Consider the following 24188-nt stretch of genomic DNA (forward strand, 5'->3'; position numbering starts at 1 on the left):
TTATAAATTGAGAAACTGTATAATTTTATATGTTTATATTAGGTATAAAAAAAGCCCCATAGGGGCTTTTTAAATTGAAAAGCGTTATAAATTAAATTTTAACACCGTTGCGAGCGGCTTTATCTTTAATATATGTAGACCAACCTTTAGCAAACTTACGTGTGCGTGGGTCATCCATAGCTTTTACAATTGCAGCATAAGCTTGCTTATACTTTTCTTGATAGTAATAGGCTTCTGCTAAATCTGTGTATATAGTTCCTTTTTTATCAGAACCTAATTCCAGAGCTTTGTTCAAACGAACAACGGCAGAACTATAATTTTGCGACTGAAGTAATAATGAACCTGCTTTACGGTAAAGTTCAGCGTCGTCATCAAACTTAGCGGCTTCTTCATAGAACTTAGCTGCTTTTTCAATATCTTTTGAGCGATGATAGTTACTGGCTACTGCGCTGACATTTTGTTTATTGCGCTTCACAATCTTATCATTCATAGACTTTTCAAGGATTTTTGCAGCCTTGAAAGGAATTTCATTCAAAGAATAGAAGTTAGATAAAACTTTATAATCAACTTCAGCTTCAAAATAACCATTTTTGTAAGCTACTTCCATTGTTGAAAGACCTTTTTTATAGTCTTCCGTTTGAAGGTAGTACTTACCTAAGCTTACCCACGCTTTTTTATCGTCAGGCCAGATACGTACAATTTCTTCGCCAACTTTAACCATATTTTTATAGTCTTTAAGTTCAAAATACGAACCTAACTTAAGTTGGTAAGGGCCTTTATTTGGCTCTTTTTGAAGTTTAATTGCTTTATCTGCCGGCTCAAAAACATCACGGAATTGTTCTAACTGGTAATTAGCTTGAGCAATACGGGTATAAACCGTTGCATCTTCTTCACCAGTAAAATCCATCCATCTAACGTAAGCTTCTTTAGCTTTTTTGAACTGCTCAGTACCAGCATACATATCACCTAATGTTTTTAAAGCTTGCTGTTGATCAGCAAAGTTTAGAACATCAGGGGCTACAGCTAATTCTAGGTGCTTAATCGCAGTTTTATACTGCTCTTTTTGACCATACATACTACCTAGGTAGCGATTAACTGTTGCCTTGTCAAAGTCATCTGAAGGGTCAAGCTCTTTAAGCATAGCAATTGCTTCATCAAGCTTATCTTCATTATACAAATCAAATGCTTTAACTACTTTTTTACCAGTGCGCTCACCCATGATTTTAGTTTTTGCTTTCTTACGCTCTTCAATCTTGGCGTAATCTGGCGCGGCTAAAACTGGTGCAGTAATCACCGCACCCGAGAGAGACATAAGTACCGCAAGTGCTGTTACTTTAGATAAATTTCTCATTACTTGCCTCCTTAGTTGCCTTGGTTAAGTTTAAAGTCTAGCTGAACTTGTAAACCAACTTGCTTTTGTGGTTTACCATCAATAATTTTAGGACGGTATTTCCACTTACGCAGTGCACGTTTAGCTTCTCTATCAAAAATACGTTTAGGGTCTGCGTCAATTACTTCAACGTCTGTAACCCCACCCAATTCATCAATTGAGAATGAAAGTTGTACCCAACCTTCTTTACCATCACGTGCCGCTTGTGTTGGATATTTTGGTTCAATTCGAACGATAGGTGTCGCATCACCATCACGTCCGAATGCACCTGGACCACTTAGGCCACCAGCCGAACTTCCCACATCGATACTACCCATATTAAATGACATAGCACCCGGATTAGGGTTGTTGTTTTCCGGCTGAGGCGGCTGCGGTTTAGGCGGCTGCTTTGGCGGTGGTGGAGGCGGAGGCGGAACACGCTTCCTCTCCTGCACCTTAGATTCAGGCGGATTCGTCATAATTTCGACTACGATTTGTTCTTTTTGCTCCGTGTTACGGTCAGCCCCACCAGAGATGAGGAAGGCCATGAAGTAGAACAAGCCGAAAGTAACTGCCCCACCTGCAATCAGTGAAAACAGAAAACGAATCATTACTGATCTCCAGCTATTGAAATTCTCAGGTTGTCACCCGTCGCTTTGATCTGGTCCATAACTTTAACCACAGTGCCATGTTTTGCATCTTTGTCAGCCTGCAAAATTACAACATCTGTAGGTTGTTCTGCTAATAAACTTTCGATCTTTGCTGAAACACGTTCAACATCAACTTGTTGTTTATCAATCCAGATCTCGCCGTTGTCACGAATAGCAATGAAAATGTTAGCATTTTTTTGCTTCGTAGCTTGGGCCGCTTTTGGTTTATTGACCTCGATACCAGCCTCTTTAACGAACGATGTAGTTACGATAAAGAAAATAAGCATGATAAATACGATGTCAAGCATCGGCGTCATATCTACCGCTGCTTCTTCTTCTTCACGAAAACGTTGTTTACGTGCCATATTTAATTCTCTCTCTAGTGATGAGGCATGCTATCTATAAGTTTGGCTTTCACCATTCTCGCTCTTGCCTCAAGGCGTGAGCTAAAGAAAACTCCAGATAGTGCCGCAACCATTCCAGCCATTGTTGGGATTGTTGCCATTGAAATACCAGATGCCATTAAACGTGCGTTACCAGTACCTTGGGTAGCCATGGTTTCGAAAACCGATATCATACCCGTTACTGTACCCAGTAAGCCGATTAAAGGACAAATAGCTACTAATGTTTTAATCAACAACATACGCTGATCTAATTTTTCAGACGCTTCAGAAATCCATGCTTCACGGATTCTGTGTGCGTACCAAGACGTAGTGTCTTGGCGGGCATCCCACTTTCCTACAATTTCCTTCGTCATACGAGGAAACTCAGAAAGTAAGAACCAATAGCGCTCAATCATTAAAACCCACATAAGAAAGAGTGCTATCGCGACCACGTATAATACCTGGCCGCCTGTGCCAACAAAATCCCTGATAGATTCCCAGATCTCCATCAGGACTAGCATTAGGCTTTCTCCTTCTCCGCGTGAGTAGCAACGATACCCGCGCTTTGCTCATCAAGGATGTGTAATACCGACTTACTGCGACCCGCTACAACAGCGTGAAGAAGGATAAGTGGTAATGCAGCAATTAGACCTAGCGCAGTAGTTACAAGTGCTAGAGAGATGTTACCTGCCATGATCTTCGGATCACCTGTACCGAACAATGTGATTGTTTGGAACGTTAAGATCATACCGATTACCGTACCTAGTAGACCAAGTAGTGGCGCGATTGCAGCAAGGATTTTGATGATGTTGATACCAGCTTCAATGCGAGGCGTTTCACGAAGAATCGCTTCATCAAGCTTAAGCTCAAGGTTTTCAACGTCTTGGTTTTTGTTCTCTTGATACACTTTAAGGATACGACCCAGTGGGTTGTTACCGTTTGGTGTAGACACATTTTTAAGTTGGCTCTTAATTTTGCTCGTAGTGATAGTTAAATCAACAAAACGAACTAAGAAGATTAATAGACCAAATGCTAATAAAGCAGTGATGATATAACCAACTACGTCACCTTGATGGTAATATTCCATCAGTGACTTCTTCTGTGTATTGATACGTAAGATAGCACCACGTGTAGGATCCACGTATACGCCTGCATAGCTATCAGCAGATGTAGCAGCTAAATCATCAATACCTGCAAGGATGAAACCGTCTGGTTGCTTACCTAAAGGTTGAATAGACTTAGTCTCAGGTGAATAGATTAGGTAACCGTCGTCTGTAACTAAGTTAAAGTTACCGATACGCGTTACTTTCTTCACAGAAGAGTTACCGTCAAGACCTGCAACTTCAGTTTCAAATGTAGAAACTTTCGCTGACTCAGTCATTTCAGTTTGTAGTGCAATCCAAAGCTCTTCTAGTTCACGAACTGTAGGAAGCTCTTTAGCTGCTGCTAGTGAACGTAAGATTTCAGCACGACCTGGCTTTTCAGCAGATACAAGTGATGCTTCGATAGAACCGATTGCATCTTGAGCTGCACGACGTACAACACCAAACATCTCACCTAACGTACCTTGAGCGTTTTGAAGAGCTTGCTCTTTTTCCGCTAAAGTATTTTCGTTTTGTGCATATTCTTTAGTTAGACGATCGCCACGTGCTTTTTCAGCCGATAACTGGCTTTTCGCTTTATTAAGTAACGCTTGCTTATCAGCACGAGCTGAAAGGAACTCTTGCTCACGTTGCTTATTGATTTTGCCTTCAGAGATACGCTCTTGCTTTACTTGCTCTAGGATTTTATCTAAAGCATCAGTATTTGCATGTGCATTTAACGCGGTACCTGCAGAAACAGACAGTACTGCTGCAACAGCAAAACCTTTAAATAGTTTCTTCATTATTGATTACTCCGCGCCAAAGATAGGTAGTTTAACAAGTTCTAATGTCGCTTGCTTACGCGCCATACGAATAACTTCTTTAACAGGTTTTAGGTACTCTTCACCTAATTCTTTCCACTGTTTAGTGTTGTTATCCCAAACCCACGCATGCTTTAAGTCGAAAGACTGTGCAACATAAGTGATACGACCTAGCTGGCCGAAATCAACATTGATGCTTTTACCATCGATTTCAAGCGTACCTTGAGAAGCCGCAACTAGTGAGCTGTAAGCAGCTTCAATAGTGTATGACTCTAGTACTTGACGGAATTTCTCTGAAGTTGTTACAGAAGAAGAAACCATTGTTTCACGTAATCTCTCAACACGCGCTAAACGAGTGTCAATGTTAAACGGAACGTCCGCTTTGATGAATTGCTCAAGCGTATCGATCATGCGATACATCAAAGGCACAACGTTTTGTTTAGTGTTGTCGATAGTCGCAATCTGGCGATCAAACGATTCGATTTGTGCATTTTGGTCTGCGACCAAACGTGCAACGTGATCGTTGTATACTTTCAAAAGCTCAGTTTCATCAACAATGCCACGGTACTCAGCGATAAGCTCTTGAGTTTGACCGTATACGTTGTCAATTTTAGTTTGAGACTTAACCGCAGCCGTTTGAATTTGTTGACCTGCTTTTTGCACGTCATTCAAAGGATCTGCAATCACATTGCTGCTTGCGAATGCAAAAGCGCCAACCAACGCAGTTGCTACAAGACTCTTTCTGATTTTAACAGACATAGTTCCCAACCAATTAAGTAATGTTACTTTTATAATTTAATTACCTCCCGAAGGAGACAACCCTGATATCTTTTAATAGATATCAACCCTCCAATAATGCTAAATGCAATGCACGCTGTCAACTTGATGTTTCGAATAAAACGTAAATAAATAACAAATAAGAATAGAAACTAAATTCAAAAAAACAGAGGGTTAACACAATAGTAACAATGCTGAATGGCAACTTTATGCAAACCCCACTAGTAGTAACGGTTTTATAAGTGAATTTTAAATAAAAAACATAAATGTAACATTTTGTGATGGGCTAGAAATGATGGAAAAAACTTCAAGAAAAATTTAGTCTAGAGTAATCATTCAGTAAAAAAGCGTATTTATTCAGCTAACATTATAAAAACTGGGATTGTTTCCCGTATAAAATTACACTTTTTACTTAAACGTGAATTGATATTTACAGTTTTTTTGAATGAGGATCGTTATTTACTAATTTAGCAAGTGAAATCACAGAGTCGACTCCAAGCTTTTCGAAAATTTTAGTCTTATACGTGCTGACAGTTTTATTGCTGATAAACAGTTTTTCGCCTATATCCTTATTAGAAAGTCCCTCAACCAGGTAACTCATTACTGTTAGCTCCCTATGCGTTAAAATTTGGTCAATGTCTTTCTCATTAATGAGTAAATCGTCTTGAGGAAAAAACGTAAACCCTCTCAGGATAAGCTCAACCGCAGAAGTTATATCTTCTAAACTCTCAGCTTTATTTATAAAGCCCTGCGCACCTAGTTTAGCTGCGGTTCTAATAATGTGTTTATCTTGTTTTGCAGAAAGAAACAGTACCTTTCCTTTGTATCCCTCGAGTAAAGCACGCTTAAAAAGGCTAAAACCATCAGATTCCTCAAGTTCAATATCAAGAATGAGAAGCTCACAGTGATAATTTTTTATATGATCTAGTGCTGACTTTTGATCTGCTACTGCATAGATGTCATTAACGAAAGGTGATTTGATCAATGCTGTTTTAATTGCAGCACAAACCATTGGGTGATCATCAACAATTAGTAGATCATTTGTTGTATTCATTCAGTAATAAACCTTTACTTAATATATTTTTATTATCTTAGCCTAGTGTAAACCAGATTAAGAATAGTTCCTTGTATTAATGAGCTTATGTTGATTGCTACACACTAAAATTGGATAGTAAATATTAGTACCTAAATAGCAATGAATAATAGTTATGAATTAAATGCTCAATACAACTATTCTAATCTCTTGGCTTATATGAGATTAATAGAATACCTAATTTATTTCGTTTGATACAGAAATAAACAATGTAGTAGAATTTTTTAGAAATAAGGTGTGGTAAAAATGAAAAAGTAGAATAAAAAAGGGGAAATTATGGTGAAACAGGAGCCTGTTTCACCAAGATGAACTTAGGTTCACATAATTAAAATTATGCTACTTCTACGTTCTCAGCTTCAGGGCCTTTTTGACCTTGCTTGATGCCGAAAGACACTTGTTGGCCTTCGCTTAGAGTGCGAAAACCTGAGCCTGTAATAGCGCTGAAATGTACGAATACGTCAGGACCATTTTCTTGTTCAATAAAACCAAAGCCTTTAGCTTCGTTGAAGAACTTAACTTTACCAGTAACCGTGTTTGACATACTAAATTTTCCTGTAAGTCAATAATTAAAATTCAGCCAGATTGGCTATATCCTCCCTGAGTGAATGCCCAAAAATCTTTGGGGTATAGTACAGGAAGAAGCAAAACCATTAACCGGTAACCTTACACGCCGCACAATAACCGTAAATTCTATACGCAAAAACTCAAAGCAAGATAAGGTTAACACAATAAAATCGTTTTAGCTCTATTAATTAAAAAATATTTTATAAGCCGTAAATTAAAAGGTAAAATACGGCTTAACTGATTAATTTTAAGACTAAAAAATGCACCTGTGATTTAAATTACAGTTAATTATTTTACTTGCCAGTCAATAACAGACTCAGCTTTAATTGGCACAACATGATCGCCGCCTAATGGGTAGCTTGCAGGAACTGTCCAAGGCTGTTTAATTAAAGTGACTGTGTCTGTATTTCTTGCTAGGCCATAAAAATCAGGTCCAAAGTGGCTAGCAAACCCTTCAAGTTTATCTAACGCACCCGCGTCCTCAAACGCCTCAGCATAAAGCTCAAGAGCTGCATGAGCTGTATAAGCACCAGCACACCCACATGCAGCCTCTTTTTTATTTTTATAATGCGGCGCAGAGTCTGTGCCTAAAAAGAATTTTTTACTACCACTAGTCGCCGCTTCAATTAATGCTTGTTGATGAGTATTACGCTTTAAAATTGGTAAGCAATAGTAATGAGGGCGAATACCTCCAACTAACATATGATTACGGTTGTATAGTAAATGATGAGCTGTAATGGTCGCAGCCACGTTATCAGACGCATTATTAACAAAATCCACCGCATCCTTTGTGGTGATATGCTCAAGCACAATTTTTAAATCCGGGAAGTCTTTTACAACATCTGTCATTATAGTGTCTAAAAACACTTTTTCCCGATCAAAAATATCAATCGATGAATCAGTTACTTCACCGTGAATAAGCAACAACATACCAACTTCTTGCATTGCCTCAAGTACTGGGTAAATATTCTTCATTGAAGTAACGCCAGAGTCGGAGTTCGTTGTTGCACCTGCTGGGTATACTTTAGCAGCAACTATTTTACCCGTTGCATGCGCTTTTTTTATCTCTTCAGGAGCGGTATTGTCTGTCAAATACAGTACCATTAATGGCTCAAAGTTACCTTGCGGACCTGCTGCCATAATACGATTGCGATACGCTAACGCAGAATCAGTGCACACTGCAGGTGGAACCAGGTTAGGCATGATGATCGCACGTCCCATATAACGGCTAATATCACGTACTGTATCAGGTAGCTGATCACCGTCACGCAAATGTACGTGCCAATCATCTGGACGAGTTAGGGTTAATGTAGGTGTATTTTGAATTTCTTGCTTTGACATTACTTTGTTCCACGGCTGAATTTAGTTGATCATAGGCATATGGCTAACCCGAGTAAAGTATTATCGCGACTAAAAATAGATATTTATAAGCAACTTTAGTGTGTATTAGTTTTTACAGTAACCAAAAGTAATTTTGACTTATTTCTTTGTACCTTGGTTAATATTAAGTTAACGTGGTAAATATGATTATGATGACGAAGCAGTTTCCTGACTAATTTCTATGTCAAATATAGTAGATATTCCCACTGCGCTTGAGCTTAAAACCGAGCAATTGAGTATTATTAACCAATTTTCATCCAGCTTATTACAGCTAGACAAACTTGATGAATTATTTGAATACGTTACAACTCAAGTAGTAAAGCGATTAGGTTTTGTCGATTGCGTTATCTATTTAGCCGACCATAGTCAAAACACTTTAAATGAAGTCGCCGCTATGGGCGTGTCAGCTATCGCCGCCGACTATTACATTGAACGCAATACAATACCGTTTAATCAAGGTATTACTGGCTATGTAGCAACAACTGGCCAAGCAGTTATTATTGGTGATGTCAGTGCTGATGTGCGTTATATTGCTGATGCCCGCCCCGCCATGTCAGAGCTATGCGTGCCACTTATTTATAAAAGCAAAGTACTAGGGGTTATTGACTGCGAACACCCAAAGCGTAATTATTTTACCGATGCACACCTAGAAATACTAACGACTGTCGCACATCTTTTGAGTGCAAAAATCAACCAAGTACGCACAGTAAATAATTTACAAAAAACCGTAAACCAGTTAAATGACGCGCAAAAGCTAGAAACCACCTTGTTACAAATAGCAAATTTAACTTATCAAGCAAGTGATTTGGATGCTTTTTTAGAGTCACTGCATAATATTATGACCAACTTACTGCGCACTGATAACTTTTTGGTCGGCTTATATGATAAACATGTCGATGTACTCGAAATTGTTTATATTATCGAAGAAGGCGTTCGTTCTAATGCGCATAAAAAGATTTCAAAGCAGCAATTAAAACATACGGCTTCTTATTACTTGCTCACGGCAGAACAATCTTTACTACTAAATAAAAAAGAATACCAACAATATATTGATGCTGGGCATTTTCAAATGGTGGGTAGGCCGTCTGAGTCTTGGTTAGGTGTGCCTTTTACTGTTAATGATCACACCACTGGAGTTATTGTGGTACAGAGCTACCAAGAGCAATATCATTACAGCGAACATGATAGAGATATATTAACCTATGTTAGTCGCCAAATTAGTATGGCAATAGACAGACAACTGTCGCGGCAAACGCTGGAATATAGAGCGCAACATGATGAACTTACCGGCTTGGCTAATCGCTCATTACTCATCGAAAAAATGCAACATGCCATTTTGCAACTCGCGCAAACGACAAAAAAAATCAGCCATTGTTTGCTTTATTTAGACTTTGATCGCTTTAAAAGTATTAATGACTCATTGGGTCATGAAGTGGGTGACCATTTCCTTGTTACTATTTGCAAGGCTATTCAAAAGACGATGCGTAGTACAGATACATTTGCTCGATTAGGAGGCGATGAGTTTGCTATATTTATGGAAAATATAAGTCATAAAAATCAAGTAAACGAAGCATTGAAAAGGATTGCGACAGCGCTTGATGTACCACTCAATATCGACGGTCATTTGTTACAAGCATCCACTAGTATTGGCGTTGCATTTACCCATAGCGATAAAGACAAGGCCTATAAATTATTGCAACATGCCGACGCAGCGATGTATGAGGCTAAATCATCTGGCCGAGGACAAGTTAAATTTTTCAATGGCACTATGCGTAAAAAGTTAAAAGCCCATGCTGATATTGAAAATGACTTGCAGCACGGTATCGAGCACGATGACTTTGAGCTTTACTACCAACCCATATTTTCAATACAAACAAGTAAAGTTATCGGTTTTGAGGCGCTTGTGCGTTGGCATCATCCTAACAAAGGGTTTGTGTCACCGAACGACTTTATTCCTGTAGCTGAGCATACAGGGCAAATAATAAACCTAGATCTACACTTGCTCAATCTTGCAGCGAAACAAATTGCCGCTTGGACTAAGCAAGGCAAACGCTTTTTACGCATCACCGTTAATGTTTCATCCAGGCACTTTGCCAGCCTTGATTTTGTATCGCAAATCCACAGTCTTTACAATAAATACCAGCTTCCATTAGGCTCCTTATGCCTCGAAATCACAGAGTCCGGTTTGATTGAAAACCTTGAGCTGGCTACTGAAATTATTGAAGGCCTAGCGCCTTTGAAAGTGAAATTATGTTTGGATGATTTTGGCACTGGCTATTCTGCTTTAGGTTATCTACACCAACTACCTATCCACGTCCTTAAAATAGACAAAAGCTTCATAGATAATTTACAAGATAGCGCCAACCCTTTAGTCGAGGCTATTTTATCGCTTGCAGGTTCCCTTGAACTGGATGTTGTTGCAGAAGGAATTGAAACTCAAGCACAGCTTTCAATTTTACAAAATACGAAATGTAATTTTGGCCAAGGCTTTTTAAAGTCAAAGCCGTTACCAGCAAATGAAGCTATCAGACTTATTGACGCGCCGCTTTAAACTATACTCCCCGCGCTAAGATATAAAAAAGCCCTGAAAAATCAGGGCTTTTTATTTACATTAAACTGCTAGCCAACTAACCAATGCGCCATCAAGGCAATTACCGGTAAAGTCACTAAAGTACGTAATATAAATACAATAAATAATTCCACGATATTTACTGGTATTTTACTGCCTAATAATAGCGCTCCGACTTCTGACATATATATCAATTGCGTTACACTCATAGCCGCAATAATAAATCGCGTCACATCACTCTCTATTGAGCCTGCGGCTAAAATAGAAGGAATAAACATGTCAGCAAAACCAACCATTATTGTTTGTGCTGCGGCTTCTGCTTCAGGAACTTGAAGAAGCTCTAAAAATGGCACGAATGGCATACCAAGATACTGAAATATAGGTGTATACTCAGCGATTATGAGTGCAAAGGTACCCACTGCCATAACCACAGGCAGCACAGCAAACACCATATCCAAGGCATTATGAACTCCCTCTTGCAATGTACCTTTAAAACCTGGCGCTTTTTTAGCTTTTTCAAGTGCAACATCAAGTGAGTGTTTAAACAGAGTTTTACCTTCTGGGACTAGCTCTGCATTACCATCAGGCTCAGAACCATCAATGTAGATATCTTTTTTAAACCTTAATGGGGGTAAACGCGGCACAATAATCGCGGCAACAACGCCAGCCAAACAGACGGTTAAATAAAAGGGTGCAAATAAATACTCAAGCTTAACTTGGCCAATCACCACCAAACAGAACGTGATAGACACAGCTGAGAACGTCGTACCGATGATTGCAGCTTCACGTTGAGTGTAATATTTATCTTCATATTGGCGTGCCGTCATCAAAATACCTACGCTTCCGTCACCTAACCAGGAGGCCACACAATTTACAGCACTTCGTCCTGGTACACCAAATACAGGCCTCATTATCTTTGTCAATAAAGTACCTGCAAGTTCAAGCAGACCAAAGTTTAGTAATAGAGGTAATAATAAACCCGCTAAGATGAAAACTGAGAACAGTACTGGCAATAGATCTTTTAATACTAATAAACCGGTATTCTCCGAGCTAATTGCATGCGGCCCTACTTGAAAGTAAGTTAGCAGCACAAACGCCATACCAAATAAACGAGTAACTAACCAAATCCAACTGACATTAAATAAATGATTAAGTAGATGATACTTCGTTAAACTTTTTGGTTTAAATAAACTAAAAATCAGGGACATAACACCTGTTATGCAAATAATAACTGCGATTACCTCTAATGCAATTTCACTAAATAAAGCCTGTATAGCTTTTGCCATAACAGCGATAGGAATTGTCATAATTTCCCCTGAAGGTACAGGAGTCATAAACAAAAACACACCAATTAACGAAGGAATTAAAAAGGTTAACCACACCTTTAAATCATAGTTTGGCGCGACTGATTTAGGTGCTGGCGAATTAAACTGAGACATATTTTCAACCTGTAGAAACCACAAAAAGAGCCAAAGCTCTTTTTGTGGTGATATTTTTATTGTTTACTTAAATTTTTATACCGCGTTGACGCAACGCATTTTCTAATGCTTGTTGTAAGTCATTCATAGTGCCCGGCTCTAAGGTTGTCCCCTCATCATCCATCCAAGTTAAACTTGTGCCACCCTCTTTTGTTCGGCTCACAAGGATTTGATACTGACCATCTTCAATTGGTAATTCAGCTAAATCTTCACCCCAAATTGAATCCCAAACACTTGATTCAGGTTTATTATAATCAGCAGTGATCAAACCACGTTCTTGATCAATTTCAACAATCGTAAATGATAAACGCTCTAAAAAGCCTGAGAAACGGTCAAACACTGCAAAGTAATCTTGTTCGGTAACTAATGCCGCATTACCTTTATTATCAAAGCCCATTTCAAGTGAGATAATGCCTTGATTTTTACGCATTTCAACTTCAAGCTGGCGGTAGCGATAATCAAACTCACCAATAATCTGGTTTAAAGCTCGCACTTCTAACTGCTGTTGTAATAACGGCGTTAATTCTTCGCTCTTGCTTTTATAATCCACTAGCTTAGAGGTTAAAGATGCCGTGCGCTGATGTGATTTTTCTTCAATACTAAATATAAAGCGCTGCTGTGAAACTTCAGTTTCACTATCCCATAGCCAACCTTCCTCAGGTTGTATTATTGCGTACCAATCAGTTTCAACGCTGCCTAATAGCTTATCTTGCTTTACCGGTTTTGTTTGATGTTCAGCCAAAACAGCCTGAATCGAATCCCAAATAAACTCATCTAAATCGACAATTCCATCATTTTTATCAAAATACACACGTGCTTGCTTATCTCCTTCTTCAACCCAGCTACCTTTAGCAATCGTCAACACCTGCGCTGGCGGACGGTAATTTGTTGAGTCAGGATTATTACTGTACTCCGCCACTTCCATTTTATAAGTGGGATCTTGCGCTGGTTGCGCTAATTGGCCTGGTACCTGTACAGGCTCACCGGCTTTATAGTTACGCTTATGATGCGCCTCGTCAGTAAAAACGCCACACCCTGATAAACTAACCAATACGCTTACAGTCAGCGCTTTTGGGATCCAATACTGCACAGATAATTCTCCTTAGCATACCCTTAATTGTTTTAACAAATATATGAGTGGGTTATGCCGATTTGGTTCAGTGTAAAATCAAGATTAACTTTACATTTCTTATTTTTATGCAAACCCTATAAGAGTGGCAGCTTTTATTAAACTACCAGTGGTTATGCAAAATTTTAACTATGGTACTTTCCCATGCCATTAAAAACAAGAAACACTGTGCTTTAAATAGTAGCTTAATGCAGATGTAGTGTAGTTTAGCGCTAAATTTGTGCTAAACTTCCGCGCCGTGCATGTGTATTTGCCGGCATAGCTCACTCTGGCTGTTATTACTAATATAACCTAGGTACTTGAATTCATGACTGCTTTTTCAAATCATCAAATCGTTTTAACTGCTATTGGCGAAGATCGCCCTGGTATCGTCAGCGAATTAACTCAATTAGTGAGTGACTGCCACTGCAATATTATTGACAGCCGTATCGCTATTTTAGGCAGTGAATTTACATTTATTATGCTGTTAGCTGGCGATATGTCTGCAATAAGCCGTATTGAACATACATTACCAGTTAAAGGGATGGAGCTTGGTTTGCTTACCATGATGAAGCGTACAGCCAGTCATACACAAAGTGAGTTTTGTGCAGGTTACACCCTAGAATACACAGGAATCGACACACCAGGCACACTCAGTAAAGTAACGCGCTTTTTTGCCGACAATCAAATAAGCATTTGCTCATTAAAATCAGATACGTATGATGAGCAAGAACAAACTAAAATGCGTTGCGAACTGGAGTTTAATATTCCTGTTGATGTAAATATCGATGAATTTAAGATCGATTTTGAAGCCCTTTCTCGTACACTTGACGTAGATTATATTTTTAGACGTATTCGCTAAGGAGCAAAATATGAACGTGATTAGCCCATTACAAGCAGGTGATACCGCACCTGCTTTTAGCTTACAAAACCAAGATGGTGAAATAATCCAACTTGCTGAGCTACTTAAAGAGCAACAAGTATTAGTGTATTTTTACCCTAAAGCATCCACTCCAGGGTGCACCGTTCAAGCTGAAAACTTACGTGATGAAAAAGCAGAACTTGCTAAATTAAATACTCGAGTGGTAGGAATTAGCCCTGATCCTCTTAAGCGTTTAAAAAACTTTGAAACCAAAAAAGAATTAAATTTTGATCTGTTATCAGATGAAGATCACGCCATTGCAGAAGCATTTGGTGTGTGGGGTTACAAGAAGTTTATGGGAAAAGAATACGAAGGTATCCATCGTTTAAGTTTTTTGATTGGCCAAGATGGCAAAATCAAACACTTGTTTGATAAGTTTAAAACCAAAGACCATCATCAAGTTGTATTAGATTTTCTAAAAGACTAGACTAAAAACCCCGAGTTTATCGGGGTTTTTACACTAAATACTTAGAGTCCTAACTCCGCCATAAAGTCATCGTCAGCATCACCTGCTGCCTCTGCTTTGGCTGCTTGCTCTTTTGCCGCTTTTTGTTTTGCTTCATTTTCAATGATGTCATCAGGGTCTACAGCTTCACTAATATCAAAATCATGCAATTTAATGAACTCAGTTTTATCCATTGCTAATTCTAGATAGAATATATTTTGCTTACTTGTGGTGAAGGTTACACGTCGTGCCTGTGGCCTATCCATCGTGGTATCAACAGAAATTTGCACTTGTTTATTGATTGCCATCATTTTCGGTTGATTTTGTGTAATCGACGTATGTAACTGCTCGCGCACTTTTGAAGTAAAGTCGCCCACTATTTGATTCATTAACTCACCAAGTACATTTGATACATCGTCTGACAAATGGCTGTGTGCAATTTCTTCTTCCGGCATACCCATACTACGCATATAGTCATGGTAAATTTCCATTGCTGCTTGCGAAGTGAAGTTAGTGATTACCAACCCTGTAAACCCACCATCAAATAAAACAAAGCAACCAATATCAGGTCGCATACATGTGCGGGTTATTTTTTGTACCATCGCTGAATAGCTTATGCTGTTACCACTAGCCGATGACAGTACCCCGGTAACTGAATGACAAAGAGTAGATAAAATATCCTCAGTGCTAATCACTTTACTTTTGCTCATTAAAACGTCTCATTTTATACTTGTTATTGATTATTCTAGCCAAGCTACTGAAATTATCACTGACTATCCAGTATAAAATGCTAAAATAGCCTTATTATTTTTCAAAGAGACTGTTTGTGTGACTGTAAAAGACAGTATTTATGCCACAGAGCAAGCGGTCAAAGATTTTAGCTTTGACCAAAACGTAGTAGAAGTTTTCCCAGATATGATCCAGCGCTCGGTGCCAGGATACGCAACGATCGTCAGTACAATGGGTAAACTCGCTGGAGAATATGCCCAAAGTAACTCTAACTTATATGATTTAGGTTGCTCATTGGGTGCCGTTACCTTAAGTATGCGCCGTAATATCCGTACTGATAACTGCCATATCATTGCAGTTGATAACTCCGAAGCCATGGTTGAACGTTGTAAGCTACATTTACAAGGTTTTCGCTCTGAAGTACCCGTCACTGTAACCCTTGGCGATATTAACGAGCTTAATATTGAAAATGCGTCGGTCGTTGCGATGAACTTTACTCTTCAGTTTATACCACCCGCACAACGTCACGCCGTACTTGAAAAAATTTACGCTAACTTAAAACCTGGTGGTGTATTGCTACTAAGTGAAAAAGTAAAAGGCGAAAACGAGCAATGCGATAATTTACTAATTGATTTACATCATGATTTTAAACGTCACAACGGCTATTCAGAACTAGAAATAAGCCAAAAACGTACAGCTATCGAAAATGTAATGCGACCAGATACATTAAGCGAGCATTACTCTCGCCTAAAAGAGATTGGCTTTAGTCAAACTCAAGTGTGGTACCAATGTTTTAACTTTTGCTCATTAGTTGCAATAAAGTAATTTAGGAAATATTTAATGTCTTCATGGTTTAACCAGTTTTACGCTGCAATTGCACAAACACCTTTTAGCCACTGGCTCGAAACACTGCCGAGTCAATTAAAGCATTGGCAGAATGAAGCCAGCCATGGTGACTTACCTAAATGGCAAAAAGTGTTAAAAAACTTACCGCAAGTTCACACTAAGCACGTAAATATCACTGACAAAGTTGAAATTGGTGCTGCGGGTGAAATGAGCGAAGGTGAACAAAAACAAACAACACACCTGCTCAAGCGTATGATGCCATGGCGTAAAGGCCCCTTCAACGTTCATGGCATTGAGATTGATACCGAATGGCGCAGCGATTGGAAGTGGGACAGGTTATTACCCCATATTGAGCCCCTTAAAGGGCGCACAGTATTAGATATTGGCTGTGGCTCAGGCTATCACCTATGGCGAATGCGCGGAGAAGGTGCTGAATTTGTTGTTGGTATCGACCCATCTGATTTGTTTTTGTGCCAGTTTCAAGCCATTAAACATTTCAATCCAGATGAAAACGTGCATTTACTTCCACTCGGAGTTGAAGCACTGCCAGAATTAAAAGCATTTGATACAGTTTTTTCGATGGGCGTGCTTTATCACCGTCGTTCACCAATTGATTTTTTAGCACAATTAAAAGCGCAGCTTCGCCCTGGTGGTGAGTTAGTTCTTGAGACACTCGTCATCGAAGGTGATGAGAATACCGTGTTAGTGCCAACTGACCGTTACGCAAAAATGCGAAATGTATGGTTTATTCCAAGTACCGCTGCACTCAAGCTGTGGATGGAACGCGTCGGTTTTAAAGATGTGCAAGTTAAAGACTGTGCAATCACCACACTTGAAGAACAACGTAAATCAGATTGGATGGAAAACGAATCGCTGATCGACTTTTTAGACCCTGACGATATTAGTAAAACAATTGAAGGTTACCCTGCACCACTGCGGGCAATATTAACGGCTAAAGCCTAACAACAGTTTAAAAATACGAGGCAAATGGTGAAAGTGTATAGACTCATAACTTTCACCTTGCCACTTGAAACTTTACTTATGCGGACAACTGTCCTTGTCAATGTAGCTAAACTTATATTTGAACTAGCCGCGCACCGGCAATTGTTGTAAAATACGCGCGTTTCTAAGCATACCACATGCAAAACCATGCAACTTATTTGAGGAAATCCTGTGAGCGAACAAAAACAGTCTCTAAGTTATAAAGACGCGGGCGTAGATATCGATGCCGGTAACGCACTTGTTGAGCGTATTAAAGGCGTAGTTAAAAAAACCCGTCGTACTGAAGTTATGGGCGGAATTGGTGGTTTTGGCGCACTGTGCGAAATCCCAGAGGGTTACAAGCAACCAGTCTTAGTAGCAGGCACTGACGGTGTGGGTACTAAATTACGTTTGGCTATCGACCTGAAAAAACACGATACCGTGGGTATCGACTTAGTTGCTATGTGTGTGAATGACCTTATCGTTCAAGGTGCTGAACCATTATTCTTCTTAGATTACTACGCAACAGGTAAGCTTGATGTTGATACAGCTGCAGATGTTGTAACGGGTATTGGCAAAGGCTGTGAGCTTTCTGGTTGTGCTTTAATCGGTGGTGAAACTGCTGAAATGCCTGGCATGTACGAAGGTGAAGATTACGACATGGCTGGTTTTTGTACTGGCGTGGTAGAAAAAGCCAACATTATTGATGGCACAAAAGTAGCTGCTGGCGACCAACTAATCGCACTTGCTTCAAGCGGCCCTCATTCAAACGGCTTTTCGTTAATTCGTAAAGTACTTGAAGTATCAAACGCTGATACTAACGCTGAGTTTGAAGGTAAAACACTGGGCGAAACACTGCTTGAACCTACACGTATCTACGTTAAACAGTTGCTTGAATTGTTTAAGCAAGTAGATGTGCATGCCCTTTCCCACATCACCGGTGGTGGTTTTTGGGAAAATATCCCACGTGTATTACCTGAATCTGCAAAAGCAGTTGTAAAAGGTGATAGCTGGCAATGGCCTGGTATCTTCAACTGGTTACAAGAAAACGGTAACATCACAACTCATGAAATGTACCGCACATTTAACTGTGGTGTAGGTATGGTTTTAGTGGTTCCTGCTGATAAACTTGAGCAAAGCTTAAGCATCTTAAAAGATCTTGGCGAAAATGCATGGCACCTTGGCGAAATCCAAGATGCTAAAGCAGGCGAAGAACAAGTAGAAATCCTAGGCGGCCGTGATTAATGGCCCCTTCTCGTCTAGTAGTCTTAATTTCAGGTAGTGGCTCTAATTTACAAGCCATTATTGATGCCTGTAATAATGGCGAGATAAACGCAAACATAGCGGCTGTCATTAGTAATAAAGCAGGCGCTTATGGCCTTGAGCGAGCAAAACAAGCTGGCATTGCAACCGCGGTGCTCAGCCATAAGGATTTTGACTCGCGCGAAGCCTATGATGCAAAATTAATGGACGTTATTGACTCTTTTACACCAAATCTAGTTGTATTAGCTGGTTTTATGCGTATTCTTACTCCTAGCTTAGTGCAAAAATTTAAAGGAAAAATGTTGAACATTCATCCTTCTTTGTTGCCTAAGTATCAGGGTCTGAATACCCACCAAAGAGCAATAGATGCAAAAGACGACGTTCATGGCGTGAGTGTGCACTTTGTCACTGAAGAATTAGACGGCGGTCCCGTTATTCTTCAAGCCAAAGTTCCGGTGTTAGCTGATGATACTGCTGACACATTAGCAAAACGTGTGCATGCGCAAGAACATATAATCTATCCTTTGGTGGTCAAATGGTTCAGTGAACAACGACTTACGATGGAAGCAGATTATGCAGTTCTTGATGAAAACAAACTCCCAGTACACGGCGCAGACTACCCACAATAAAAAATTAAGTGCCCTAATTTTGTGTGCGGGCACTTTACTTCCTACCAGTTTATTCGCGGGCGAACTTACTCAATTCGAAGCCAACTATGACATTTTGCGCAAAGGTGAAAATCATGGTCAGGGTATACGAACTTTAAAAAAACTCGCTAATAACAATTACCAAGTAAGTTACCAAAGTGATATTGAGTGGATGATATTTTCCGACTCTCGTAAAGAGACCTCCAATTTCACTTTTAGCAACAACAAAGTATCGCCAGTGGATTACAGCATGATCCGTAAAGGCACCGGTCCTGATAAAGAATATACTTTATCGTTTAACAACACAGACAAGCTCGTCAATAGCAGTGAAAGTAAATACCCTATAAAATGTGAATGGAGTGAACATTTCCAAGACTCAATTTCATACCAAGTACAAGTTCGAGAAGATCTTAAAAAGGGTAAAACCAATTTATCGTACCCGCTCGTTGATAAAAAAGGTAATTGCCGTGACTACAACTTCGAAGTAGTTGGCACTGAAATGATTTCACTGCCTATAGGCAATATTGAAGCGATAAAAGTAAAACGCCTGTACGACAATGACAAACGCCAAGCATTAGCCTGGTTTGCGCCAGAAATGGACTATATGTTAGTTAGAATGTGGAAAGGCGAAAAAGGTGTAGAACAATTTGAAGTACAAATGAAATCTTTCACCGTGACCAGCCCTGTGGCAATACCAAAAGACATAAATAACGAAATAGCACCAGAGTAAATTGGGGTTGGTATATCGAGCTAATGTTCAACATCCACTGATAATTTAGTAAGGTGGTTTTCTATGGCTTCTATGCAAATTTTAATACTTAATGGAAGGTGCCTCTCATAGGTATGTAATGCATATACTTTGTTTATTGGCAGTTTCAACTTTGGAAAAACTTCGCACAAAGCAGGTTTTATCATATTGAACTGAAAATCAGGGATCAAGCCAATACCAGCACCTTCTTTTATCAAGGCTAAACAAGAATAAAATGAATTAGCTCGACAATGAGCTGTCGCTTCATAAAGTACTCGATTTCCATCAATATCACTAAACTGGTGACGAATCTGTTTACCCTGCCATTTATTCGCTATATACACAGCGTTATCAATTCCATTTTTTAATAGCAAAGCGCGACTTCCACAAAGAATATCTCTGAATTCTCCAACTCTGCGTTGTTTAATATTACTATTTTTAGAAGGACCTACTCTAATTGCTAAATCTATATTATCTGACATCAAGTCTAATTGGCTATCACCACTAATTAACTCAGGCTCAAGTAGTGGATATTGTTTTAGTAATTTCCCTATTGCTGGTGCAATCACTACATCCATGAGTGCATTGGGCGCTGTAATTTTTATAACCCCCTTTGGGACTTCTGTTGATTCTTGCGCTTGCTGCCAAGCGAATTCTGTAATTTTATTTATTTCCTTGCAGGATTCATAAAAATCGTTTCCTGCAGTAGTCAGAGCATGCTTTCTAGTGCTTCGTTTAATTAATAAAACACCTAGCTCCTTTTCTAGTACCTTAAGATGTTGGCTCACAACCGATTTTGACAATTGAAGTGACTCTGCCGCCGCCGTAATTGAGCCAGCTTCGACAATATGAGCAAACACTGACATATAACGCAATTTTTTCATTTTTGATTGTCCTACAAAACAGAACATTAAATTCTATTATCTTTGTTTTTACACTCAATGAAAAGCTATATTATTCACCTATTCCGATAACTGATGAGAAAATCATGACTGATAAAAATATTTTAGACCTATGTAAAGAAGGGATTAGTGCTTGGAAAACAGCATTTAATAATCAAGATGCTGCTGGGTGTGCTGCTCAGTACACCGAAGACTGTATCATGGAAGCAAAACCACTAGGCGTGTTCAAAGGCCGAGAAGAGATTTTAGGGTGTTGGCAAAACATCATAGATCAAGGATTTACTAATGTTGAGTATTCGAATGTTAAGTGGGAAGCCGCTGAAGGTGAAGGGTTTATTCTTACTTCAAACTGGGAAATGAATAAAGCCTTTGGTGTAGTACATCATGAGCATTGGATAGTTGAAGCAGACGGTAAAGCTCGTTTAAAAAGCGATTCATTTGAAATCTTAGGTGAAAAATAAATTGAGGGTCTAATGATGAGCATAACTAACCATCGTTTACAAATTTCAGAGCCGAAAGCTTCACTTGATTTTTATTTAAACAAGCTAGGTATGCTCCTCATTTCACAGTATGAGATAGATAATAAACATCACTATTTTTTATCTTTTTCAGATAATCAAGATGCTTGTTTAGAGCTTGTTTTTGCTCATGACACTGTGTTTTCTGTTCAATCACAGCCAAGCTTAACAGAGGGATATTGGAAATACTCAATTGCAGTACCGAACCTAAGGTTAGCTAGAGAACATCTTATATCCCAAGGGATAAATATTGGCTCTCCATTTGAAGTAAAAAATATTGCTTATCTTTGTCACTTTACTGATCCTGATGGATATTGTATTGAATTAATTCAGCATTACTTCACAAACAATAGCCGTAAAAGACTATCAAGCAGTAGCTCGTTCCAAGAGTGCTTGCCCACACTTAACCTCTCAACACTTAGAGTTAAACAAATAGACGAAAGCTTAGCGTTTTATACAAAACTCGGTATGAGGCTTGTTTCACGCCAAAAAGTAGAAAGCAGAAATATGCATCTGTACTTTTTATCTTTTAACATGGAATCACCACCGTCTTCGGACATTGACTCATTGAGGGTTAGGGAATGGCTTTGGCAACGACCATATACTTTATTAGAGCTTCAGCATACCGATGGTATAGAATCAGAAATTGGCTTTAAGTATAGAACATCAACAAGTTCTGGATTCTTAGGCTTAGATATGAATATTTTGAAAAATTTACCAAGCAATGTTGTAGGAAAAGAAACGGAATTTTTAGTTAGCTCAGGAAAGGTTACTGGAGTTGCTCTCAATGACCCTGATGGCTATCAACTTAGATGTTTTTAAGTGCCTCGTCGCCATCAAGCTAAAGTACAGGGTATACTCGTTCGAGTGTTTGATTATAACTTGGCGGTAAATAAGCACTAAAGCTAAGTTGATCATCTAAAATAGCAGGTTCAAGCTGATGAGCTTTTGCTAACATAATGTTTTCTGACACCTACGAAACTGAAATAAAAACAGCTAACTAAACACGGCTAAAACAGTTAACTTTTTACCGCCTCTTCTACCGTTTACGTATTTACAACTTGCTTCAGACTCCCTTTTATAACAACTGTTGCTGATATTTTATCTTGAATGGCTTGACGGTTTGGGTCCCAATAGACTTGTAAGAACCCTAGTAAACCAGTTGCAAAGCCAGCGCCATAACCACCGTAACGGCCAAAGCAATCAAGTAAACCTAACGGCTCCCCATTCAAAGCCACAACACGAATATTACAGACCTTTTTACCCGGCGTTTGCCCTTTCCATAAAAGAGAAAATAAAGTGAAATAAATCGCAGCCCAGCCAAAGCCTAGACCTAAATCTTCAATAATACCTATACCCCACTTTAAAATACTATGAGATGTTGGTGAATTTGGCTGGGGCTCTATAGATTCAATTTCCTCTAATCGTTGTTCATCATATGATTGTTGTTCTGCTGTCATCAGCTGCAACAGGCTTCTTACCACATAAACGTTAGCATCTTCATTGAGTTCGGCTAGCTTTGGTATCTGAGATACTAAGTTGGTTAACTCATTTTTCTGGCATACTTGACCGCACTTTTCATTATCCGATGTTAGTTGTAAGTATGTGTTTACTGCCTGCACTTCTTCTGAGCTTAATACAATATCTTGTTGAGTGGTCGCACTTTCAGCCACAGTGTCACCATCAAAGTAATCAATTGCTACTGACAATAAATAAAGCGAGCTGAAAAATAACAAACTAGCAGCCGTTAATTTTAATACTCGCCGCCATAGCGAGTTCATTTTAGGTAAGTGTTTTTGCGCTGTCCCTTTATAAAAAGCCACTGCAGCCACAAATGCAATTAAAGCAGCGCTGAGCTTTGCCGCAAGAAAGATTAACATAACATCGATAATCATCGCTGCCGCTCGTCTTGTTGGCGATGCCAGCGATAATCCTAATAATGCTTCATCTATTTTAAATGCATAAGGTGTAATGACTTCCTTGGTTTCAGAGCGTGTTAAATTTAACTCTTCTATCTGTTCAGCCTTCATAACGTTCTTATCCTTGAGTAATTATTAGCAGCTAAACCATTAGCGCAAGTTTATCAATAAACGGTTTATTCTGTTCATCAATAATTTGAATTATTTCTTTATGTAAACGCTTTTTATGCTCTGCAAAAATAGCTCGTTTTTTGTCAAATGCAGCAGCAAATTCCATCGCATCTGTAAGTAAAGTGTCGTTATCTTTTGAAGCCTTTTCAATTACGTGATCGACAGCCAGCTCTGCACCTGGGACGCGTCGGCCGGTTAATTTCATTTCATTAAAACGGTAATAAGGTATCGCTTTTTTTACAAAGGCTATCATTCCCGGTAAAAATGGAATTGATAAATCAACTTCTGGGAAGCAAAAGAACCCACGATCTGCTCGCATAAACCTAAAATCACAGGCGCATGATAAAATCGCCCCATTACCAAAAGCATGACCATTAATCGCCGCAATCACTGGCATCGGGAACAGTAATAAAGTTTTAAAAACCTCGTCCATATCGTACATAAAGCCACGTATTTCATCCGCTTTATTCGCTTTCATGGCAGGCATGAGCCAATCTGTATCGATACCTAAACTCCAGCTCTTTTCATCATTTGACGTAATAACTAGGGCTTTATGATTTTCGTTTTCAAGCACTTCACTTAATAGCGTCTTCAAAGTAGCGGCAAAAGTGGGGTTTTGGCGATTTTCGCCGTTGGTAAATGTAATCACTGCCACGCTCTCGTGCGTAGATAATGTCATAATACTCATAGTCATACCTTTTAATTTTTATTGTGTGATTAGATTGCCCCTTTAATATTACAGGCGCTTATTATTAATAATGCCATGGTTAATGTTTAAGTTGCTAGGGTTAAAGCTGTCGAATTGATTGTCTAAAGCATAAAT

25 protein-coding genes are annotated in these 24188 nt (G+C 39.1%); 10 read left to right on the forward strand and 15 right to left on the reverse strand.

What is annotated here, in order from left to right; all coding sequences use genetic code 11:
• Positions 1 to 91: 91 nt before the first annotated feature.
• The 9 genes from B5G52_RS05815 to pyrC all read right to left on the reverse strand — a co-directional run bounded on the left by B5G52_RS05815 (position 92) and on the right by pyrC (position 8080).
• On the reverse strand, positions 92 to 1351 hold the full coding sequence (locus B5G52_RS05815) for a lipopolysaccharide assembly protein LapB (RefSeq protein ID WP_087531727.1): 1260 nt from the start codon (positions 1349 to 1351) through the stop codon (positions 92 to 94).
• Positions 1352 to 1362: 11 nt separating this feature from the next.
• Entirely contained in the window at positions 1363 to 1980 is a 618-nt protein-coding gene (locus B5G52_RS05820; protein ID WP_087531728.1) for an energy transducer TonB, read from the reverse strand.
• Positions 1980 to 2384: a biopolymer transporter ExbD gene (locus B5G52_RS05825; RefSeq protein ID WP_087531729.1), complete on the reverse strand. Its 405-nt coding sequence runs from the start codon at positions 2382 to 2384 to the stop codon at positions 1980 to 1982. The genes B5G52_RS05820 and B5G52_RS05825 overlap by 1 nt, the downstream gene beginning before the upstream one ends.
• Positions 2385 to 2398: 14 nt before the next feature.
• Positions 2399 to 2923: a MotA/TolQ/ExbB proton channel family protein gene (locus tag B5G52_RS05830; RefSeq protein ID WP_087531730.1), complete on the reverse strand. Its 525-nt coding sequence runs from the start codon at positions 2921 to 2923 to the stop codon at positions 2399 to 2401.
• Positions 2923 to 4287: a MotA/TolQ/ExbB proton channel family protein gene (locus B5G52_RS05835; protein WP_087531731.1), complete on the reverse strand. Its 1365-nt coding sequence runs from the start codon at positions 4285 to 4287 to the stop codon at positions 2923 to 2925. The genes B5G52_RS05830 and B5G52_RS05835 overlap by 1 nt, the downstream gene beginning before the upstream one ends.
• Positions 4288 to 4293: 6 nt before the next feature.
• Entirely contained in the window at positions 4294 to 5064 is a 771-nt protein-coding gene (locus B5G52_RS05840) for a DUF3450 domain-containing protein (protein ID WP_087531732.1), read from the reverse strand.
• A 448-nt stretch (positions 5065 to 5512) separates the two neighbouring features.
• Positions 5513 to 6136, reverse strand: coding sequence for a response regulator transcription factor (locus tag B5G52_RS05845; protein ID WP_087531733.1), 624 nt, complete (start codon positions 6134 to 6136; stop codon positions 5513 to 5515).
• A 370-nt stretch (positions 6137 to 6506) separates the two neighbouring features.
• A complete protein-coding gene (locus tag B5G52_RS05850) occupies positions 6507 to 6716 on the reverse strand; it encodes a cold-shock protein (RefSeq protein WP_016707789.1) in 210 nt (69 codons plus the stop codon).
• A gap of 311 nt (positions 6717 to 7027) precedes the next feature.
• Entirely contained in the window at positions 7028 to 8080 is a 1053-nt protein-coding gene (gene pyrC / locus B5G52_RS05855) for a dihydroorotase (RefSeq protein WP_087531734.1), read from the reverse strand.
• Positions 8081 to 8300: 220 nt separating this feature from the next.
• On the opposite strand from pyrC, the gene B5G52_RS05860 reads away from it, so the two are divergent.
• Complete coding sequence (locus tag B5G52_RS05860) at positions 8301 to 10670, forward strand: GGDEF domain-containing protein (protein ID WP_087531735.1); 2370 nt, start codon at positions 8301 to 8303, stop codon at positions 10668 to 10670.
• A gap of 68 nt (positions 10671 to 10738) precedes the next feature.
• Here the strand turns inward: B5G52_RS05860 and B5G52_RS05865 are convergent, their stop codons facing one another.
• Together B5G52_RS05865 and bamC are read right to left on the reverse strand one after the other, a co-directional pair.
• Positions 10739 to 12127: a YjiH family protein gene (locus B5G52_RS05865; RefSeq protein WP_087531736.1), complete on the reverse strand. Its 1389-nt coding sequence runs from the start codon at positions 12125 to 12127 to the stop codon at positions 10739 to 10741.
• 67 nt (positions 12128 to 12194) lie between these two features.
• Positions 12195 to 13256, reverse strand: coding sequence for an outer membrane protein assembly factor BamC (bamC, locus tag B5G52_RS05870; protein ID WP_087531737.1), 1062 nt, complete (start codon positions 13254 to 13256; stop codon positions 12195 to 12197).
• 346 nt (positions 13257 to 13602) lie between these two features.
• On the opposite strand from bamC, the gene B5G52_RS05875 reads away from it, so the two are divergent.
• Entirely contained in the window at positions 13603 to 14136 is a 534-nt protein-coding gene (locus tag B5G52_RS05875) for a glycine cleavage system protein R (RefSeq protein WP_087531738.1), read from the forward strand.
• A gap of 10 nt (positions 14137 to 14146) precedes the next feature.
• The gene (gene bcp, locus B5G52_RS05880; RefSeq protein ID WP_087531739.1) at positions 14147 to 14623 is read left to right on the forward strand and encodes a thioredoxin-dependent thiol peroxidase; all 477 of its coding nucleotides are present in this window, start codon (positions 14147 to 14149) and stop codon (positions 14621 to 14623) included.
• Positions 14624 to 14664: 41 nt separating this feature from the next.
• Here bcp and B5G52_RS05885 read toward each other — a convergent pair whose 3' ends face one another.
• A complete protein-coding gene (locus B5G52_RS05885; protein WP_087531740.1) occupies positions 14665 to 15351 on the reverse strand; it encodes a DUF3334 family protein in 687 nt (228 codons plus the stop codon).
• A gap of 118 nt (positions 15352 to 15469) precedes the next feature.
• On the opposite strand from B5G52_RS05885, the gene cmoA reads away from it, so the two are divergent.
• The 5 genes from cmoA (at position 15470) to B5G52_RS05910 (ending at position 19837) form a co-directional block, all read left to right on the forward strand.
• On the forward strand, positions 15470 to 16195 hold the full coding sequence (gene cmoA / locus B5G52_RS05890) for a carboxy-S-adenosyl-L-methionine synthase CmoA (RefSeq protein WP_087531741.1): 726 nt from the start codon (positions 15470 to 15472) through the stop codon (positions 16193 to 16195).
• A 15-nt stretch (positions 16196 to 16210) separates the two neighbouring features.
• Complete coding sequence (gene cmoB, locus B5G52_RS05895) at positions 16211 to 17179, forward strand: tRNA 5-methoxyuridine(34)/uridine 5-oxyacetic acid(34) synthase CmoB (protein ID WP_087531742.1); 969 nt, start codon at positions 16211 to 16213, stop codon at positions 17177 to 17179.
• A gap of 210 nt (positions 17180 to 17389) precedes the next feature.
• Complete coding sequence (purM, locus tag B5G52_RS05900) at positions 17390 to 18442, forward strand: phosphoribosylformylglycinamidine cyclo-ligase (RefSeq protein WP_087531743.1); 1053 nt, start codon at positions 17390 to 17392, stop codon at positions 18440 to 18442.
• Positions 18442 to 19089: a phosphoribosylglycinamide formyltransferase gene (gene purN, locus B5G52_RS05905; protein ID WP_087531744.1), complete on the forward strand. Its 648-nt coding sequence runs from the start codon at positions 18442 to 18444 to the stop codon at positions 19087 to 19089. Before purM ends, purN begins: the two co-directional genes overlap by 1 nt.
• Positions 19090 to 19105: 16 nt before the next feature.
• Complete coding sequence (locus tag B5G52_RS05910; RefSeq protein WP_087531788.1) at positions 19106 to 19837, forward strand: DUF3108 domain-containing protein; 732 nt, start codon at positions 19106 to 19108, stop codon at positions 19835 to 19837.
• A 20-nt stretch (positions 19838 to 19857) separates the two neighbouring features.
• On the opposite strand, the gene B5G52_RS05915 is transcribed toward B5G52_RS05910, so the two are convergent.
• Entirely contained in the window at positions 19858 to 20739 is an 882-nt protein-coding gene (locus tag B5G52_RS05915; protein ID WP_087531745.1) for a LysR family transcriptional regulator, read from the reverse strand.
• A gap of 104 nt (positions 20740 to 20843) precedes the next feature.
• Between B5G52_RS05915 and B5G52_RS05920 the strand changes: the two genes are divergently transcribed.
• Both B5G52_RS05920 and B5G52_RS05925 read left to right on the forward strand, forming a co-directional pair.
• Entirely contained in the window at positions 20844 to 21218 is a 375-nt protein-coding gene (locus tag B5G52_RS05920) for a nuclear transport factor 2 family protein (RefSeq protein WP_087531789.1), read from the forward strand.
• A 12-nt stretch (positions 21219 to 21230) separates the two neighbouring features.
• Complete coding sequence (locus tag B5G52_RS05925; protein ID WP_140394303.1) at positions 21231 to 22097, forward strand: VOC family protein; 867 nt, start codon at positions 21231 to 21233, stop codon at positions 22095 to 22097.
• Between the two features lie 224 nt (positions 22098 to 22321).
• Here B5G52_RS05925 and B5G52_RS05930 read toward each other — a convergent pair whose 3' ends face one another.
• Together B5G52_RS05930 and B5G52_RS05935 are read right to left on the reverse strand one after the other, a co-directional pair.
• Positions 22322 to 23305, reverse strand: a complete 984-nt coding sequence (locus tag B5G52_RS05930) for an RDD family protein (RefSeq protein WP_087531747.1) — start codon at positions 23303 to 23305, stop codon at positions 22322 to 22324.
• 31 nt (positions 23306 to 23336) lie between these two features.
• A complete protein-coding gene (locus tag B5G52_RS05935; protein WP_087531748.1) occupies positions 23337 to 24053 on the reverse strand; it encodes an enoyl-CoA hydratase/isomerase family protein in 717 nt (238 codons plus the stop codon).
• Between the last annotated feature and the right edge of the window lie 135 nt (positions 24054 to 24188).

Origin of the sequence: Pseudoalteromonas sp. A601 (assembly GCF_002165575.1) — a bacterium.
Classification (GTDB): Bacteria; Pseudomonadota; Gammaproteobacteria; order Enterobacterales; family Alteromonadaceae; genus Pseudoalteromonas.

Excerpts from the sequence above, each read along its gene's own strand:
- B5G52_RS05815 (WP_087531727.1), bottom strand. The coding sequence starts at position 1,351 with ATGAGAAATTTATCTAAAGTAACAGCACTTGCGGTACTTATGTCTCTC.
- B5G52_RS05820 (WP_087531728.1), bottom strand. The coding sequence starts at position 1,980 with ATGATTCGTTTTCTGTTTTCACTGATTGCAGGTGGGGCAGTTACTTTC.
- B5G52_RS05825 (WP_087531729.1), bottom strand. The coding sequence starts at position 2,384 with ATGGCACGTAAACAACGTTTTCGTGAAGAAGAAGAAGCAGCGGTAGAT.
- B5G52_RS05830 (WP_087531730.1), bottom strand. The coding sequence starts at position 2,923 with ATGCTAGTCCTGATGGAGATCTGGGAATCTATCAGGGATTTTGTTGGC.
- B5G52_RS05835 (WP_087531731.1), bottom strand. The coding sequence starts at position 4,287 with ATGAAGAAACTATTTAAAGGTTTTGCTGTTGCAGCAGTACTGTCTGTT.
- B5G52_RS05840 (WP_087531732.1), bottom strand. The coding sequence starts at position 5,064 with ATGTCTGTTAAAATCAGAAAGAGTCTTGTAGCAACTGCGTTGGTTGGC.
- B5G52_RS05845 (WP_087531733.1), bottom strand. The coding sequence starts at position 6,136 with ATGAATACAACAAATGATCTACTAATTGTTGATGATCACCCAATGGTT.
- B5G52_RS05850 (WP_016707789.1), bottom strand. The coding sequence starts at position 6,716 with ATGTCAAACACGGTTACTGGTAAAGTTAAGTTCTTCAACGAAGCTAAA.
- pyrC (WP_087531734.1), bottom strand. The coding sequence starts at position 8,080 with ATGTCAAAGCAAGAAATTCAAAATACACCTACATTAACCCTAACTCGT.
- B5G52_RS05860 (WP_087531735.1), top strand. The coding sequence starts at position 8,301 with ATGTCAAATATAGTAGATATTCCCACTGCGCTTGAGCTTAAAACCGAG.
- B5G52_RS05865 (WP_087531736.1), bottom strand. The coding sequence starts at position 12,127 with ATGTCTCAGTTTAATTCGCCAGCACCTAAATCAGTCGCGCCAAACTAT.
- B5G52_RS05875 (WP_087531738.1), top strand. The coding sequence starts at position 13,603 with ATGACTGCTTTTTCAAATCATCAAATCGTTTTAACTGCTATTGGCGAA.
- bcp (WP_087531739.1), top strand. The coding sequence starts at position 14,147 with ATGAACGTGATTAGCCCATTACAAGCAGGTGATACCGCACCTGCTTTT.
- B5G52_RS05885 (WP_087531740.1), bottom strand. The coding sequence starts at position 15,351 with ATGAGCAAAAGTAAAGTGATTAGCACTGAGGATATTTTATCTACTCTT.
- cmoB (WP_087531742.1), top strand. The coding sequence starts at position 16,211 with ATGTCTTCATGGTTTAACCAGTTTTACGCTGCAATTGCACAAACACCT.
- purN (WP_087531744.1), top strand. The coding sequence starts at position 18,442 with ATGGCCCCTTCTCGTCTAGTAGTCTTAATTTCAGGTAGTGGCTCTAAT.
- B5G52_RS05915 (WP_087531745.1), bottom strand. The coding sequence starts at position 20,739 with ATGAAAAAATTGCGTTATATGTCAGTGTTTGCTCATATTGTCGAAGCT.
- B5G52_RS05920 (WP_087531789.1), top strand. The coding sequence starts at position 20,844 with ATGACTGATAAAAATATTTTAGACCTATGTAAAGAAGGGATTAGTGCT.
- B5G52_RS05925 (WP_140394303.1), top strand. The coding sequence starts at position 21,231 with ATGATGAGCATAACTAACCATCGTTTACAAATTTCAGAGCCGAAAGCT.
- B5G52_RS05930 (WP_087531747.1), bottom strand. The coding sequence starts at position 23,305 with ATGAAGGCTGAACAGATAGAAGAGTTAAATTTAACACGCTCTGAAACC.
- B5G52_RS05935 (WP_087531748.1), bottom strand. The coding sequence starts at position 24,053 with ATGAGTATTATGACATTATCTACGCACGAGAGCGTGGCAGTGATTACA.